The sequence below is a fragment of the Erythrobacter sp. JB1-4 genome (genome assembly GCF_057365025.1).
On sequence record NZ_CP200292.1, the window covers coordinates 505,378 to 521,669 of the forward strand.

Genomic DNA, 16,292 nt, shown 5'->3' on the forward strand with positions numbered 1-16,292 from the left:
CTACCCATGTTTGAATACGACTACGTTCCGATTTCCAAGCGCGCCCCATTGAAATGGCCGGGCGGCGCGAAGGTCGCGCTGATGATGACCATCAATTTGGAGACATGGGACCTCGTTAAAGACACAGATCAGCCCTACTATGCTGGCGGCCCTGCTCTCCTCCCCAATGCATTGGCTGGCCGCATTCCCGACTATCCCAATTACTCCTGGCGCGAATATGGTCAGCGCGTGGGCGTTTGGCGCATGTTCGATATGTTTGATGAAATGGGCGTAAAGCCTGCCTGCACCGTCAACGCGGTGACGTTCGAGCGGCGCAAGGAAATGGCCGATGCCTGCCTAGAGCGCGGCGGCGAACTGATCGCGCATAATTATGAGCAAGGCGAGCTGCTCACCGATTTCCACGACGATATCGACACCGAACGCTCCATCATTCAGCGCTCGGTTGCAATGTATGAGGAACACACGGGTCGCAAACCCAAGGTGTGGCTATCCTCGTCGCTGCGCGGCACTTTGAACACGCCGACCATCCTCGTGGAGGAAGGGTTCAAGGCGTACTGCGACATTATGAATGATGACCAGCCTTACATGATCCGCACCGATGCGGGCCCGATTGTGGGGACGCCTTATTCCAACGTCATCAATGACTTCACTATCCTCACCCGCAATGCTCGCACGACTGACGAATACCGCGATCTTTTGATCGAGGAGCTGTCAGTGCTCCACAAAGAGGGCGCGACTTCGGGGCGGATCATGAATGTGGGGCTTCACCCGCATGTCTCAGGGCGCGCATACACCATCCGGGCTTTGCGCGAGTTTATCGAATATGCGCAAACGCTTGATGGCATTTGGTGGACCACGCGTGAGGAAATCGCGGATTGGTATGCCGAAAACCACGAGGCGCATTTTCCGGGGCAATTGGGCTAGGCTGCATTCGCATGGGCAAGATTGAGAAGGCCTATGCGAGCATAAGCGAGGGGCAACTTCATTTGCGACGGCGCGATAGCGCTGCGGGCGTTTTGCCTCTTGTGGCGCTTCACGCCTCGCCCGCTTCTTCTGCTTCGCTCATCGGATTGATCGAAGCGGTCGATGGCCGAACCGTCATCGCCTTCGACAACCCATGCAACGGCCAATCCTGCGCGCCTCAGGTAGACGCGCCGCAAGTCGCCGACTTCGCCGATATGCTTGACCGGGGTTCCGATGCTTTGGGCGCGGAGAAAATTGCGCTTTATGGCACGCACACAGGCGCGCATATCGCGATTGCTTGGGCCTTGGCGCACCCTCAGCGCGTCAAAGCTCTGATCCTCGATGGGGTCGCTTTGCTCGATGACGATCTGCGAGCCGAGATGCTTGAGCACTACGCCCACCCGCGCAAACCCGATGAAACCGGCAGCCAATTTCATTGGGCTTGGCAATATATCCGCGATCAGATGATCTTCTTCCCGCATTATAAGAAAGACGCTGAACACATGCGCCCAGGCGGTAGCTTTGATCCTGAGCTGCTGCACACGCTGACGATGGATATCCTCACCAATTTGGAGAGCTATCACCTCCCTTATCACGCGGTTTTCCGCCACGATGTGCGCGCCGATTTGGTGAAGCTCAAGGTGCCGACCCTCCTGATTGGAGATGGGGGCAACCCGCTCGATACAGGCTTTGCGGAACTTCAATCGCTCGTACCCGATGCAAAAGTGGCCTTGTGTGATGAAAGCCCGGCCAGCAAAGCGGCGGCCATCGACACTTTCCTCGAAAAGGAATTCCCATGACGAAACCCGTCTATCTGGTCGCAGGTGCAAGCCAAGGTATGGGCCGCGCCACCGCGATCCACCTTGCAACCAAAGGCGCGCATGTGGTGGTGGCCTCGCGTCGGACAGAGGCATGCGAAGAAGTTGTCGCCACAATTCAAGAACAAAGCGGAGAAGCGACCCCCTTTGCCTTTGACGGAACTGATGCTGAGAGCTGTGCAGCCCTCATCGCTTCAATCAAGGACACATTTGGCCGCCTTGATGGCGCCTTCAACAACCTTGGTGACACAATCGGCGATGGTCCTTTGCACGAGATGCCATTGGAGCGTTGGCGCGCCAGCCTTACGGTCAATCTCGACGCAGTCTTTTACCTGATGCGCGCCGAAATCCCGCTCATGATCGCAAGCGGCGGCGGGGCGATTGTGAACAACAGCTCCACCGGAGGGCTTCGCGGCACACGCGGGATGGCCGATTATTCCGCTGGCAAATGGGGGCTCATCGGCCTCACCAAATCAGCGGCGATTGAATACGCCTCGCAAGGCCTCAGGATCAACGCCATCGCGCCAGGGATCACGGAGACTGAGAAGTTCACCGAGATCGAAAAGAACATCCCCGAAGTCTTCGAAAACTTGCGCAAAGAGACCCCGATTGGCCGCTTTGGCTCGATGGAAGAGATCGCGCAGACCGTGGCTTGGCTTCTAGGCGAAGCGCCCGGCTATTTGAACGGCACCGTCATCCCCATCGACGGTGCCAGAACCGCCTAAAACGCACAGCCTGAGGCTGCTCTCGCGGCCTAGCCTACCTGCTTAGTAGATCGCGCAAACTGTCTTGAGCTCAAGATAATTCTCAAGCGCCGCCTGCCCGCTGTCCCGGCCCCAGCCTGACTGCTTCATCCCGCCGATGGGGAGCGAGGCATCATACATCGCGTGGCCATTGATCCACACCGTGCCCGCCTTAATCCGGTTGGTGAGGCGCAATGCATTGGACATGCTTTCACTCCACACGCCAGCCGCAAGGCCATAAGCGCTGTCATTGGCCAGAGCGACCACTTCGTCGAGGTCATCAAACTTGCTGGCAACAAGCACAGGGCCAAAGACTTCCTCCCGCACAATCTCCATATCGGCGGACACATCGGTGAGGACGGTGGGCGTCACGAATGACGCGTTGGGCCCCGCCACCTCGCCGCCGCATAGCACGCTTGCGCCAGCCTTTTTGCCGCTTTCGATAAAGTCGCCAACCTTGGCCGTGTGCTCTTTCGAGACCAGCGGCCCCATTTGGGTGGCTTGATTGAGGCCGTGGCCCATTTGGATCGAACTGGCGATTTCAGCGATGCCTGCGGTCACGCGGTCGAACAAAGAGCTGTGGCAATAGAGCCGCGAGCCCGCGATGCAGACCTGCCCACCATTGAAAAAGATCGCATTGGCAGCGCCCTGGATCGCGGCATCCACATCCGCGTCATCCATGATGATCACCGGTGATTTGCCGCCCAGCTCAAGGGTCACTTTCTTGAGGTTGCCTTTGGCCGCATCAAGGATGCGCCTGCCTGTCGCGGTCGATCCGGTGAAGGCGACTTTATCGACGCTAGGGTGCTCGGCCAGCGCTTGCCCCGCTTCACCTCCATAGCCGCACACGAGGTTGATGACGCCATCAGGAAGCCCTGCCTCGGCCATCAATTCCACCAACCGAACTGCGGTAAGCGAGGTGTTCTCCGCCGGTTTCAACACAACCGTGCATCCGGCCGCCAAAGCCGGTGCAAGCTTCATCGCGGTCAGCACCAAGGGTGAGTTCCACGGCACAATCGCCCCGACCACTCCGATAGGCTCTTTCTGCGTGTAGGCAAAAACCTCTTTACCCTCAGGTTGATAATTGATCGAGGTCGGGATCGTCGACCCCTCAATCTTGGTCGCAAGGCCGGAGAAATAGCGGAACTGATACACCGCCCCCGGAATTTCAGCCCAGCGCCCAACGTAAAGAGCTTTGCCCTGATCGAGCGTTTCCAGCTCAGCGAGCTCGTCGATGTTCTCCTCGATCAGATCGGCGATCTTCCACAGCGCCTTGCTACGATCCATTGGGGTTAGGCCCGACCAGCGCCCGTCATCGAACGCGCGCCGTGCTGCTGCCACGGCCGCATCCACATCCGCTGCGCCAGAGCGGGCGATATTGCCTAGCGCCTCACCTGTCGCTGGATCAAGCGTTGCAAACTCGCCTCCCCCGTGGGCCGGCACCCACTTGCCATCGATAAAGTTGAGAAACGGACCGCGCGCCAGAAAGGCTTGTGTCGCCTCACCATGGCCGGGATTGATTACGGAAATCTCAGTCATATGCGCGCCTTTGCGAAAAGCTGTCGTTATGCTCGTATTACGCAGGCGCCGTGATCCCCGAACAACGCCAACGCAAACTCACCGAAGGGTGGACAATAGCCATCCCCTCTTGGCGATTGGAACGCCACATCGCATAGCTCACATCCATGAGCTATCAAACAACCTATAACGCCAGCATAGATGATCCCGACGCCTTCTGGTTGGAGGCTTCCAAGGCGCTTGATTGGAGCCAAGCCCCATCAAAGGCATTGGAGCATGAGGATGCGGCGTGGTTTGCCGATGGGAACCTCAACCTTTGCCACAATGCAGTGGACCGCCATGTCGAAGCGGGGCGCGGGGATGACACGGCTCTGATCTATGAAAGCCCAGTCACCGGTACGAGCGCGACCTACACTTTCACCGAACTGCAATCAGAGGTCGCGCAGACCGCCGGGATGCTCAAAGCTATGGGCACTAAGGCCGGCGACCGGGTCATCATCTATATGCCAATGATCCCGCAAGCCATCTTTGCAATGCTGGCCTGCGCGCGGATTGGCGCGGTGCATTCGGTGGTGTTCGGAGGCTTTTCCGCTGCAGAACTCGCCAAACGCATTGACGATTGCGAGCCGGTGGTCGCTCTTACCGCAGCGTGCGGGATCGAGGGTACTCGCGTCATACCCTATATGCCGATTGTCGAAGAGGCTCTGTCCCTTTCAGACGCGCCTCGCCCAAAGGTCGCTTTGTGGGAACGCGAGCAGTGCGAGGCCACGCTGAGTGATGAGCGCGATGTCTATTGGCAGGCGGCGCTTGCCGCTGCTCAGCCTGCAGCTTGCGTGGATGTGCCCTCAGATCATCCGCTCTATATCCTCTACACCTCTGGCACGACTGGAAAGCCAAAGGGCGTTGTGCGCGAAACGGGTAGTTATGGCGTTGCCCTTAACTGGTCGATGGGCAACATTTACGGCGTGCAGCCGGGCGAGACCTATTGGGCGGCGAGTGATATCGGCTGGGTCGTGGGACACAGCTATATCGTCTATGGCCCGCTCCTCAACGGCAATGCGACGGTGCTGTTCGAAGGCAAACCCGTGGGGACACCGGACGCGGGCATTTTCTGGGATGTCGTGGTAAAACACGATGTGCGCGTGCTCTTTACTGCGCCCACTGCGATCCGCGCTATCCGAGCCGCTGATCCCGACGGTGAGCTTCTCAAGAATGCCAATCCAGAGCGCTTGCGCGCATTGTTCCTCGCAGGCGAGCGCGCGGACCCTGACACTGTTGAATGGATTGGTGCGCAGCTGGATCGTCCGGTGGTGGACCATTGGTGGCAAACCGAGCTTGGCTGGCCCGCGCTTGCGAGCTGTGTGGGTCTTGGCACTGAGCCTGCACCGGTGGGGTCTGCAGGCTATCCAGTACCCGGCTTTGCCTTTGAGGTGCTGGATGAAAACGGCGCGGGAGTTCCGGTGGGGACCACCGGCAATCTCATCATCAGAAAGCCTCTTCCTCCCGGCAGTTTCCGAACGCTTTGGCAAAACCAACACGGCTTCGACGGCTACTTCAGCGCGTTCGCCGGCGTTTATGCGACTGGCGATGCAGGGGTATGCGATCCCGATGGTTCTTACCGGGTCATGGGGCGCACCGATGATATCATCAATGTCGCGGGCCACAGGCTCTCCACCGGGCAGATCGAGGAGGTCGTTGCAGGCTGTGATTGTGTTGTCGAATGCGCGGTGATCGGGGCAAGCGATGAGCTTAAAGGCGAAGTGCCCGTGGTCTACTTCGTGGCGGCATCTGGCGGCACGAACCAACCGGAAAAAGCCATTAGCGAGGCCGTGCGCAAGCAGATCAGCCCTATTGCTGCGCCGCGCGATATCATCGCCGTGAAGACCCTGCCCAAAACCCGTTCAGGCAAAATCTTGCGCAATCTGCTGCGCGCAATCACCAATGGGACCGAGTACATCGTGCCGCAAACAATCGAAGACCCGGCGGTTATTGCGCAGATTGAAGAAAGCTACTGCGAGATCAAGTCGAACCTCGCTTAGCTTCCCTCGATCGCGCCCAAGACTGCGTTGACGATCACTGCATCATCATAGCCTAGGTTCACCTCACCGCTGCGCACGATGGTCAGACCCGCTGAGGGCACAACATAAACACGCTGTCCGCCAAAGCCGTCGAAGAAGAGGACATCCTGCGCCAGATAAGGGGCGCTGTGCGGCACGAAGATTGGATTGTCGGGGTTGTACTCGCGCGTGCCATCTTCAGGAGCACCAAGCCAGACGTGAAGGCCATAATTGGGATTGGTCGGGGCAGGCTTTCCCATGGCAGAAATCCAGTCGCCGGGGACTACCTGTGTGTCACCATTTGCGCCGCCGTTGCGGATCAACTCACCAATACGCGCCCAGCTGGCCAGGTCTGTAAAGATGCCTGAGTAATAGCGAACGCTGCCCTCTTCGCTGTCGAACCACAGCGCCGCCTCACCATTGCCTGCGCGGCACCACAGATTGTTCTCAAAGAACTCCGCATATCTGCCACGGCCAGCATTCTGGAGCGCGCGGTCAAGTGCAATACCCAAAACCTGACTATTGGCGTTGTTGTACGCAAAACCTGCGCCAGGGTCTTCGGCGAGCGGCTTATCAAGGAAGATCGCATTGATATCGTTTCCAAGAAGCTGGCGGATACCCGTGAAGGTGGTGGGCCCCGTTATCTCAAGACCGCTTTCCATGTTGAGCAATTGACGCAGCGTTATTGCACCGCGCTGATCATCGGCCCACTCAGGAATATAGGTCGACACCGGTTCATCAATCGAGCCAACCGCTCCCCTCTCAATCGCAATCCCCAGCGTCAGCGCGACGAGCGATTTTTGCATCGAGAAGCTGCGCACCCATTGGTCTGGCCCGCCACCATCGGTGTATTGCTCGTGCAGGACCTCACCATCACGCATGATGATAAGGCCAACGCCCTGCATCTCATCTGAGTAGCCTTGCGCTTCTTCAATCGCCGCTGCCAGTTTAGGGGAAAGTGCGTTCTGGGACTTCGCCAGTGGAACAGCTTCGCACTGTTCCCCTACAACAACCTGCGGCGTGAACAGCTGAGTTTGGGTTATCGTCGCTGTCTCAAGCTTGGGCGCAAGCCGCGCGATCCTGATCACATCCTGTCCGATGGGGGTCAGTGCAAAGATGCCAAGTCCCACCAGAATTGCAGCGATGATAGCGAGCGGAATTTTGATCCAACGCGATTTTAGCAAGGTTTCTCAAACTCCCAAAAATGAGAATGGCGGGGTAGGATATTGAAACCCTCCCCGCCACTCAAAGCAATTCGATCAGCGATCTAGAAATCAACCGATGCGGTCACGCCATAAGTCCGGCGTTCACCGAAGAACTGACCATAGGTGTTGCCGAAGGGAAGCAGCACAACGAAAGCGTTCGAGGTGTACTTCTCGTCAAGCAGGTTGCGCGCCCAGATACGGATCGAATAGTTCTCGTTGATGGTGAAACCCGCGCTTGCGTTCACAAGGAAACGACTTGGGATGATGCCAACGTTGGCGCTATCCGCGAAGAAATCGCTCTGCCAGCTTCCATCCAGACGGACAAAGTAGCTGTCATCATCGCCAATGAACGAGTCCCACTGCGCACCAAAAGATGCCTGCGTCGGGGCCTGGCGTTCGACTTCATTGCCGCCGATATTGCCGTTTGAGTTACAGACAATGTCATCGCATGGAACCGAGACGCCCGGTGTACCACGGCTAAGGCGGCTGTCGACGGTGTCGTCCGAATAGGTCGCCTCAGCATGGCTGAAGGTCGCATCAAAGCTTAGCTCATCAGTCGCCTGCCAACGTGTCGCCATTTCAAAGCCATACACTTCGGCATTACCAAGGTTTAGCGTGATGGATGGGACGTTGGGGTCCGCTGGGTTGGCAGGATCTTCATCGGCCGCGTTGACCTGAATGTCGGTCCAATCGGTATAGAAGACCGAGGCGTTGAACACGAGATCACCGTTGAGCAAAGTGCTCTTCAGGCCAAGCTCATAGGTCCAGTTATACTCTGGATCGAACACAGAATCTTCAACACTGCGCGCCGTGACGTTGAAGCCACCAGCCTTTGCGCCGCGTGCGACTGAGCCGAACACAAGGACGTCTGGGTTTACCTCGTAATCGACGGTGAAGCGCGGTGTGAACTCTTTGAACGTGTCGTTCAAAGTCGCGCCGCGCCTGTTGTCAGTCGCGGTGATCTCTGTCTCTGAATACCGACCTTCTGCGCCAAGCGTCAGTCGGCCATCGCCTGATGTCCAGAAGACCTCGCCAAAGAGGGACTGTACTTCTGTGCGTGTCTCCTCGCTGGCCAAGAGGATGTTGAAGAACGGTCCAAACACGCTGCCGGTCACCGTGTTTGGCGGTGATCCCACATCGGTGCCGAGGAGAGGCTCAAAAGTATCGGCGTCGGTGATCGGCGCAAGGTTGATCGAGGCAAAACGGTTGGTGTCAGTACCATCCGAGATAAAGCCGCCGACCGATGCACGGATCTGGCCATTGTCGAACGTCAGACGAGCTTCATGGGTATCGTAATTGATCCCACCAACCGGCGTCTGCTGGAAGTTGCACAGCGGCACAACGATGTTGACCAATGTGCCGCAATTGATCGGATCAGGCTCACCGCTGGTGCCAATATTAACGTCGCCATCTACGTTGCCAAAGACGTAGTTGAATGTGAGATCATCTGTCACCTCTGCGTTCACTTCAGCGCGGAAAATTCCCGTATCCGACTGATTTGCAAAGCTTCGTGGATCAACCAGAGCTACATCCGCAGGATCAGGCAGTTCGCCAACGACGAGCGGCGAGAACGCTCCAAAGCGCAAAGCACCGCCATTTGTGATCGGGGTCAAAGCGAGGCTTTGTTCTGGGTCCAGAATACCACCTGAACTGTCGCCAAAGTAACGCGAAGCGCGCGCTTCATTTTCTACATCAAAATGATTGTAGGACGCATTGATTGTTATGCCCGGCGACACTTCCGCAATCGCCGAGACAGAGATTGCCTCATTGTCCCAGCCTCCCAGGTTACCGGTCGTGCTTGGTCCATTAACATTGAGAGTGTCTGCAAATGGGTGCGCATTCTCCCACGACCCGTCGAACTCAGAACGATCATAACTGGCAGCAAAAGCAAAGTTTTCCGTCAGTGAGAAGTTCAAAAATGCGCCAAAATCATAACGCTCATCGCTACCAAGGGTTGCATCAACGGTTCCTGAGATTTCACCCGTCATTTCTGCCTTGCGAGGCACATAATTGATCGCACCGGAGAAAGCATTGCGGCCATAACGTGCGCTTTGCGGACCCTTGACAATCTCAACCCGTTGGAGGTTTGCCGTGCCGATATCTACAGCCCAGGAACGCGGAATATAAATGCCATCAAAGAAGGTCGACACGTTCGATTCAAGCGCGGTTACGCGGGTTGTTGCCTGGCCACGAATGGTCGGCTGGGCGAAGCCACCGGAGAAATCTTCAAAACTGAAACCAGGAGTAAAGCGCGCCACATCATCCAGTTCTTGGATCCCGCGGCGTTCAATGTCTGTTTCGTCAAACGCTGTGATAGCGATCGGAACATCTTGAATGTTCTCTGCCCGGCTACGAGCGGTCACAATGATGACGTTTTGCGTCTCGTCACCTTCTTCCGCCGTTTCGCCGTCTTGTGCGTAAGCCGTGCTAGCAGCGCCGCCAGCAAGGGCAAAAGCAATCCCGGTTGAAGCCATCAGCCGCGTTGCTTTGTTAAAACCAAACTTGCGCTGCATCACAAAATACCTCCGTTGTTTCTCTCGACTACGTATTGCTGCGATAGGCGTCAAAACTTCCTCCATAGGATTGGATGAGTTTATCCGTTCGGCGGTTAGACGGCTCGGTTGAGCCTTTGATTTTGTCAAAAGTCTCCATTGTGCAGTGAGTTTTTTGCAAAGCAGGTTGAGCTAATTTGTGCGATCTGACTTCCCATTTGGTACCGCGATGAAGGTTTCGGATACTGCTGGATTGGAATAAAGCTGTGTATCTATCCGTTTGTCGGAGATATTGTTGCGCGCAATGCCGATTGCAGCACCAATCAGGCATCGCATAGCTATGACTAACAAATCAGTCTTTATCGCTGGCGGAGGGCCAAGTGGGCTAGCCGCTGCCTTGCTATTTCAGCAACTGGGATGGGACGAGATCGTGCTGGCCGAGCGACGCGCATCGCCTGCCGATTTTGAGAAGAACAAGTCGTTTAATTACCAGTTGGACGGTCGCGGGCAGGCGATGCTGGCGCGGCTTGGTCTTGCGGATCAACTGCCGCAGTCCGGGGTCGCCAATGACGCATTTGCCGCAACTATCGTGACCCCAGATGGCACCGCCAAAACCACGCAGGCACCTATCATCGATGCAGACCGTCCCACATGTTATTGGACCACGCGGCGCAATCTGCTGACGCTTTTGGCAGGCGCAGTTGCTGAGCGTGGCGATGGCAGGATCGAGCTTTTGTATGGGCACTCGGTCGAGGGTTTGAGCCAAGCAGACGATAGTTCTGGGCTCAAGATCACCGTTGCAAGCGGCGATGGATCGACCCGCACATTCTCACCCGACCTTATTCTCGCTTGCGATGGCCTGATCTCCACCATCAGAGAAGCCGCCAGTGAGCTTGACGCTGTCCCCGATGGTCACTTTGCGATGACGCAGTGCCCTTCACCCTCGGCGCAGATGCGATATCGCGTCCTCAACTTCCCGCCTAAGTTCACCAGCGCGTCGGGTGATGTGGCGATTGATGATACGACCATGGCGTATATCTTTCCCTCGGCATTCACAGATTTCAATCGGATGGGCTCTTTGTTCGCCTTCCCGGTCGCGGGCGAAGATCAGCCGCGCAGTCTCAATATCATCAGAGAGCCCGATCACCACATTTGGACGATTGATGATGCGCAAGATTTGCTGGATTTTCTCGAAGAATCTTACCCGCAGCTCGATATCCGCGCGCTCATCCCGCTAAGCGAAGCTCAGGACTTTGTCTCGATGAGACCGGGTAAGTTCCCCGAACCGCAATATGCCGCCAATCTGCACGCTGAGATTGGAGGCACGCAAGTGGTCCTCATAGGTGACAGCGCTCACGCCTTCCCACCTGACCTTGGACTTGGCGTCAACTCGGCGCTCGAAGACTTAGAGCGATTGGCGCAGGCAATGGCGCAAGCGGAAGACTGGCGCGAGGCCGTTCAAAACTATGCGAGAGATCGCCTGCCTCAATCCAAGGCGCTCGTGCGGCTCGTCCAAACTGTGTTCCCGGAACAATATGCGACCCGTAAATGGGCAACGCGCCGCTGGGCCGCGATGTTTGGCATTCAGGTGCTGCTGAACAAGTTTGTACCGTTCTTAGTCAACAAGCCCGCGTTCCTTTTGACCCAAAACCCTCGGTTAGATTATGTTGAGATCGAACGCCGAAAGATTCGTTCAGAGCGCAATATCAAACTGATTGCAGCTGGCCTTATGACCATAGTCCTTGCAGGCGCGATCTATCCGTTACTTTAGCGTGTCGCCATCAGCGCCCTGAAGCGCTGCCATTACATTGCCGACGATTGTGGCCATGGATGCCTCGCTCTTGGCCTGAAACGCATCGTCGGGTTGGTACGTATCGATTGCCTCTGAGGCGACAATGCCGTTGTCATTGAGCAGCGTCTCCATCACCTGAACCCGGTCATTGAGCACCACAACTTCGCGCATCAAAGTGATCAGCGCACGGCCCAGATTGTCTACTTGCGCCTCGCCCAAAAGCGCGCCCTCGGGCAGGTTAAAGCTCTTTGGATCAGACGTCATCAAGCGGGCTTTCTACCTTGAACGACATGGGGATATTGGCCTTCCGCTGTCACATCTTCGAAGCCCGCCTCGCGGGCCAATTCGGCCAAATCAAGCAAAGCTGATGCGCGCCAATGCGGCTCACCGCCATACTTCGCTCCGCGGTCCGCTTTCCAAACCGAAAGCTTATCAAGATCAGCATAGCGCGTGACGTCAGACATCAGCATATCGCCGCCTGGCTCCAGCACGCGGAAGGCCTCGGCAAACATTGCCTTGATCGCATCCTCAGGCATTTCGTGAAGAACAATGTAGCTGGTCACAAGGTCAAAGCTTGCATCGTCAAAGCCGGTCGCCTCCGCCCCGCGCTGGTAAAGTGTCCAGTTCCAGCCATTCGCATTTGCAGTGCGCCACGCGTGCTCCATCATCTCAGCGGCATAGTCGATGCCGGTAATCTGAGCATCGGGATAGGTCTTTTGCAGCGCGTAGGTGAAGTGGCCTGAAGAACAGCCCATATCAAGGATATTGGCGTAATTCTCACGAGGAGCCATAGCGGCCACATTCAAACGCTGCTGGAAGATACCACCCGGAAAGGTGCGTCCCAGCATTTTGCGATGAATGAGCTCGCCGTGGATGAAGCCCTGGTTCGCGTTGTTGACCCACCCGCCCGTGGTGCGGTGAAAATTGACGCCGTCATAATAGTCAGGAAACGTGAGGTCTGGATCATATTCGATGGTCGCAGGGCCTTTAGAAGTCGCCTCGATCACGGGGGCTAAATCCCCGGCAATCTCGTCATAGGCCTCCGCGGAAACGCGTCCGTGCATCCGTCCATGCCAATCACCCAAAAGGCGCTGCGCTGCAAAGGCATCGCTATCGGCCAAGATCGTGTCCATCGCCTCATGCCGTTCATCCAAGTCATCAGGAAGTTCAGCCGGGTCAGGCAATTTCGCCGCGATTTCGGCGTTCACTTGGGCAAAGATAGGTCCGGAAGACTTGAGCATTTGTACTAGGAAATCGACCGATGCACGCCCGCGCTGGCGCAGTTCAGGTGCGTTGATATGCTGGTTCATGAGGGTGCTTTCTCACTATTCGAATTTGCGATTTGATCTTCAGTTAATTTGTATCCTGACAGCAGCAACACTGCGATCACGTAAAATATGGCTGGCAACCAAGATACGGCCAGAAGCAGCGCTGTATTCACGCCGTCGCCTTGGGGCACGTCTGGCGGCAGGTCTTTGTTGAAACCAACAAAGCTAAGCGCGACGCCCACGATCAACGGTCCGACCGCTCCGGTTAGCTTTTCAACAAAGCTGTAGAGCGCTGTGAACGCCCCTTCGCGACGAACGCCGGTACGCCCTGCGTCTTCATTGATGATATCGGTGAGCATGCTCATCGCCATGATGACATTGCCGCCAAAAGCGATCCCGACAATCGAAGCGCGCGCAAGGATCGACCAAAGCGGCTCACCCGGCTCAGCGAAAGTCCAGCTCAGCGCGTAGATGATGTTAACTGCGGCCGCGACATAATAGGCGGCCTTCTTTCCATACCGTTTTGAGAACGCGACCAATATGGGTGAGAAGATGATGGTCGAAACCGAGACCACGACAAAGAACATCGCCAGATAAGTAAAGTCGCGCTCAAGATACTGGAGGAAGAAATATGCCATCCCAGCGCCCATGGTTTGCACACCCATGAGCTGCGAAAATTTGACGCCGATGAGACGCACGAAATGCCGGTTGCCGGTGACCGCCCCAAATTCGCTTGCCAATTGTTCAAACTTGTTGGTTTCCGCCGCTTCATCGGGCTGGGTAAAGCGGGCGCTTGCTGTGGTGAGGTAGCTCACCATCATACTGACAAAGATGATCGCGCCGCCGATGATACCCACCGTCGCCCAGCTGCTCGCGGCACCGATACCAAGGTAATCGAGAAGAGCCTTCGTGCCCGCCCCTGCGGCCATCCCGCCAAGCGCCACGAACACCATGCGGAAAGCATGGATCGAAGAGCGCTCGTGATAGCTGTCCGTCATCTCTGCAGGCATGGAGAGATAGGGGATGTTATAAAGCGTGTACCCGAATGCGTAGAGGCACAGCGCACCGAACAGATAAAGCGCGGTGATATATTGATTGTCGAATTGGGGCGTGGTGAAGATCGCCGCAAAGCTCGCAGCGCTCGCGAATGCCCCCCAGGTCAGGAATGGCCTTCGCCGACCTTTGGGAGAGCGATACCGGTCGCTCCAAATGCCGACGATTGGGTCAGTTGCGACATCGAAAAGCTTGCTGACCAAGATAACCGCGCCAGCCAGCCACGGGTCGATGCCAAGAATGCTGACGGCAAAGAGCAGGATGACACCAGATATCCCGTTCATCAGAACCGCGACACCAAACGCGCCGGTCGCCCAACCCAGCTTCAACCCGAAAGTGAGCTTTTCATCGGCAGGCGCAGCGCCCGGTTTGGTGGCAATGCTCGCGTTCATTGGGCCTGCGCCTCCGGCATGGCTTCACCATTGTTCTCTCTCAAATCACGGATCAGCATATTGGGCAGATATGAATTGTCCCATTCCGCCTCAGCAGGCGGTCGACCGCCCATGCGCAGGATCACCATGTCCTTGGACGGCACCATCACGACTGTCTGATTGCCATTCCCATCGAAGAGGAAGATATCTTTGTCGGCATAGGGTTCGCTATGCAGGACCTTGCCAAAGGGCACCGATGGATGCGCGAAACCGCGCCGCTCGAGATAAGGCCCTGCAAGCCAGAGCCCCAAGCCATAGTGCGGGTTCTCAGCTGTGCCCGTGCGCATCTCAGCGACGTAGCCCTCAGGCAAAAGGCGTTCGCCGTCCCATACGCCATCTTGCAAAAGCAAAACGGCCATTCGAAGGAACGAGCGCGCCGGTAAAAGCATGCAGCACCCTGAATGCGCCATCCCGCCCTCGCGGTTGACCCAAACGCTCCCACCGGTCGCACCAATCGGCTCGAGCAGAGCTTTGCTCACATATTCAGAGTATCGCATCCCCGTCGCCCGCTCGATCAGCGGGGCGACCATTTCCGAGGTCGCATTGGCATATTCATAGCGCGTTCCCGGCTCATGGGTGAGCGGGTAATCATTGATGATCACCTCGTCGTGGCGCGGGTGAAGATAGGCACGGTTCAAAACATCGGCGGGATCGCGTGCAAACCCCTGAGGCAGAAAACCTGACCGCATATCAAGCAAGTGGCGGATAAGGATCTTCTCGCGCTCAGCATTGCCTTTCCACTCCGTGATGAAGTCAGCGACCGGTTGATCAAGTGAGGCAATATGCCCATCCCGTAACGCTCGGCCAACGATCAGGGCGGTGATCGGCTTTGAAAGCGATTTTGAAACTAGCGTGGATGCAGCGTCGAAATCGCCGAAATAACTCTCGTGCTCGATTCTTCCGGCGCGCCAGACGATAAAAGCTGAGCTGTTGCGAGCGCCTGCATAGGCCGCAGCGGTTTTCAATGCGTCGTTAGAAAGTGTTGGCTTGGCCGCTGAAGCAATAGGCACAGCGTCCACAGCGCCAGCAACCGGCACTAAAGGGTCATAGGCACCAAGGCCAGCACCACCGCTGCCACCCTCCGCAAGGCGCTTGAAACGCGCAAGATATTCCGCCTCATCGGCCTCAGAATATTGAGAACCAGCCACTGCCTTAGCTGTTACCGCCTCAGATTGACCAGACGCGCCGCTCGTTGACGCACAAGACGCAAGCCCCACTGCCACCAAAGTGGAAAGGCCAAATCGGACTGCTAGGTTAGAGCTTGCGGGCACCATAATCCTTTCGTTCTGCACGGGACGGTAAGCGCGCACCAGAGCTTTTCCGCTCCCACGCTGCGACTTCACCGACTGGCGGAGAACAAGCGACAATCCGCGTCTTAAAGTGGCAATTTCTCGGCAATCTGCACAGATGAGGATGGCGATATTTGGAGCGACAGGCCGCGTCGGCACATCCGCCGCTCGCCAAGCACACGAGGCAGGCCATACATTGGTTTTGCATGCTCGAACGGCCGAAAAAGCGCAGTCCCTCAAAGCTTTCGGCGAAGTGGTCGTTGGCCCAATCGACGATCCTGCAACACTTGCACGAGTGGTCGAAGGCGCGGAGGTCGTATTGTGCACCTTGGGGACGACAAACCGTAAGCCGAACACTGAGCTTTCCGATATGACCCTTGGTATCATTACAATGATGGAACAACTAGGGGTTCAGCGGCTTGTCTGCGTCACCAGCCTTGGGTGCGGAGCCAGCTTCGACCAAGTGTCTGGCAGGATCATGCGTTGGATCATACGCGGGCCTGCCAAAGAAATCTGGGCCGACAAAGACCGGCAAGAAGCCCACATTATGCAAAGCGGCCTTGATTATGTGATCGTGCGCCCCGGCGGTCTGTCGAAAAAACCTGCCAAGGGAGTCTGGCAAGCGGCCTTTGACACCGAACCATTACCCAAAACCAGATGATC

13 protein-coding genes are annotated in these 16,292 nt (G+C 56.7%); 6 read left to right on the forward strand and 7 right to left on the reverse strand.

The genetic code is table 11. The annotated features are described in order from the left end of the window. The first annotated feature begins 6 nt into the window (after positions 1 to 6). From AC0V61_RS02330 to AC0V61_RS02340, 3 genes are read left to right on the forward strand one after another with little or no spacing between them, the layout of a single operon-like run. A complete protein-coding gene (locus AC0V61_RS02330; RefSeq protein ID WP_486155657.1) occupies positions 7 to 924 on the forward strand; it encodes a polysaccharide deacetylase family protein in 918 nt (305 codons plus the stop codon). An 11-nt stretch (positions 925 to 935) separates the two neighbouring features. Then, the gene (locus AC0V61_RS02335; RefSeq protein WP_486155658.1) at positions 936 to 1,763 is read left to right on the forward strand and encodes an alpha/beta fold hydrolase; all 828 of its coding nucleotides are present in this window, start codon (positions 936 to 938) and stop codon (positions 1,761 to 1,763) included. Beyond that, complete coding sequence (locus AC0V61_RS02340; protein ID WP_486155659.1) at positions 1,760 to 2,506, forward strand: SDR family NAD(P)-dependent oxidoreductase; 747 nt, start codon at positions 1,760 to 1,762, stop codon at positions 2,504 to 2,506. The genes AC0V61_RS02335 and AC0V61_RS02340 overlap by 4 nt, the downstream gene beginning before the upstream one ends. A gap of 42 nt (positions 2,507 to 2,548) precedes the next feature. On the opposite strand, the gene AC0V61_RS02345 is transcribed toward AC0V61_RS02340, so the two are convergent. Then, on the reverse strand, positions 2,549 to 4,063 hold the full coding sequence (locus AC0V61_RS02345) for an aldehyde dehydrogenase family protein (protein WP_486155660.1): 1,515 nt from the start codon (positions 4,061 to 4,063) through the stop codon (positions 2,549 to 2,551). 146 nt (positions 4,064 to 4,209) lie between these two features. Between AC0V61_RS02345 and AC0V61_RS02350 the strand changes: the two genes are divergently transcribed. After that, the gene (locus tag AC0V61_RS02350; protein ID WP_486155661.1) at positions 4,210 to 6,081 is read left to right on the forward strand and encodes an AMP-binding protein; all 1,872 of its coding nucleotides are present in this window, start codon (positions 4,210 to 4,212) and stop codon (positions 6,079 to 6,081) included. Here AC0V61_RS02350 and AC0V61_RS02355 read toward each other — a convergent pair. Together AC0V61_RS02355 and AC0V61_RS02360 are read right to left on the reverse strand one after the other, a co-directional pair. Beyond that, positions 6,078 to 7,283, reverse strand: coding sequence for a serine hydrolase domain-containing protein (locus tag AC0V61_RS02355; protein ID WP_486155663.1), 1,206 nt, complete (start codon positions 7,281 to 7,283; stop codon positions 6,078 to 6,080). The genes AC0V61_RS02350 and AC0V61_RS02355 overlap by 4 nt on opposite strands. Before the next feature lie 83 nt (positions 7,284 to 7,366). Continuing rightward, the gene (locus tag AC0V61_RS02360) at positions 7,367 to 9,817 is read right to left on the reverse strand and encodes a TonB-dependent receptor (protein ID WP_486155664.1); all 2,451 of its coding nucleotides are present in this window, start codon (positions 9,815 to 9,817) and stop codon (positions 7,367 to 7,369) included. A gap of 319 nt (positions 9,818 to 10,136) precedes the next feature. On the opposite strand from AC0V61_RS02360, the gene AC0V61_RS02365 reads away from it, so the two are divergent. Continuing rightward, positions 10,137 to 11,567 (forward strand): FAD-dependent oxidoreductase, encoded by a 1,431-nt coding sequence (locus AC0V61_RS02365; RefSeq protein ID WP_486155665.1) that lies wholly within the window; start codon positions 10,137 to 10,139, stop codon positions 11,565 to 11,567. Here the strand turns inward: AC0V61_RS02365 and AC0V61_RS02370 are convergent. The 4 genes from AC0V61_RS02370 to AC0V61_RS02385 are packed head-to-tail and all read right to left on the reverse strand — an operon-like array spanning position 11,559 to position 15,707. After that, positions 11,559 to 11,852: a hypothetical protein gene (locus tag AC0V61_RS02370; RefSeq protein WP_486155666.1), complete on the reverse strand. Its 294-nt coding sequence runs from the start codon at positions 11,850 to 11,852 to the stop codon at positions 11,559 to 11,561. The genes AC0V61_RS02365 and AC0V61_RS02370 overlap by 9 nt on opposite strands. Next, positions 11,852 to 12,898: a class I SAM-dependent methyltransferase gene (locus AC0V61_RS02375; RefSeq protein WP_486155667.1), complete on the reverse strand. Its 1,047-nt coding sequence runs from the start codon at positions 12,896 to 12,898 to the stop codon at positions 11,852 to 11,854. The genes AC0V61_RS02370 and AC0V61_RS02375 overlap by 1 nt, the downstream gene beginning before the upstream one ends. Continuing rightward, entirely contained in the window at positions 12,895 to 14,301 is a 1,407-nt protein-coding gene (locus tag AC0V61_RS02380) for an MFS transporter (RefSeq protein ID WP_486155668.1), read from the reverse strand. Before AC0V61_RS02380 ends, AC0V61_RS02375 begins: the two co-directional genes overlap by 4 nt. After that, a complete protein-coding gene (locus AC0V61_RS02385) occupies positions 14,298 to 15,707 on the reverse strand; it encodes a serine hydrolase domain-containing protein (protein ID WP_486155669.1) in 1,410 nt (469 codons plus the stop codon). The genes AC0V61_RS02380 and AC0V61_RS02385 overlap by 4 nt, the downstream gene beginning before the upstream one ends. 46 nt (positions 15,708 to 15,753) lie before the next feature. Between AC0V61_RS02385 and AC0V61_RS02390 the strand changes: the two genes are divergently transcribed. Then, on the forward strand, positions 15,754 to 16,290 hold the full coding sequence (locus AC0V61_RS02390; protein WP_486155670.1) for an NAD(P)-dependent oxidoreductase: 537 nt from the start codon (positions 15,754 to 15,756) through the stop codon (positions 16,288 to 16,290). Positions 16,291 to 16,292: the final 2 nt, after the last annotated feature.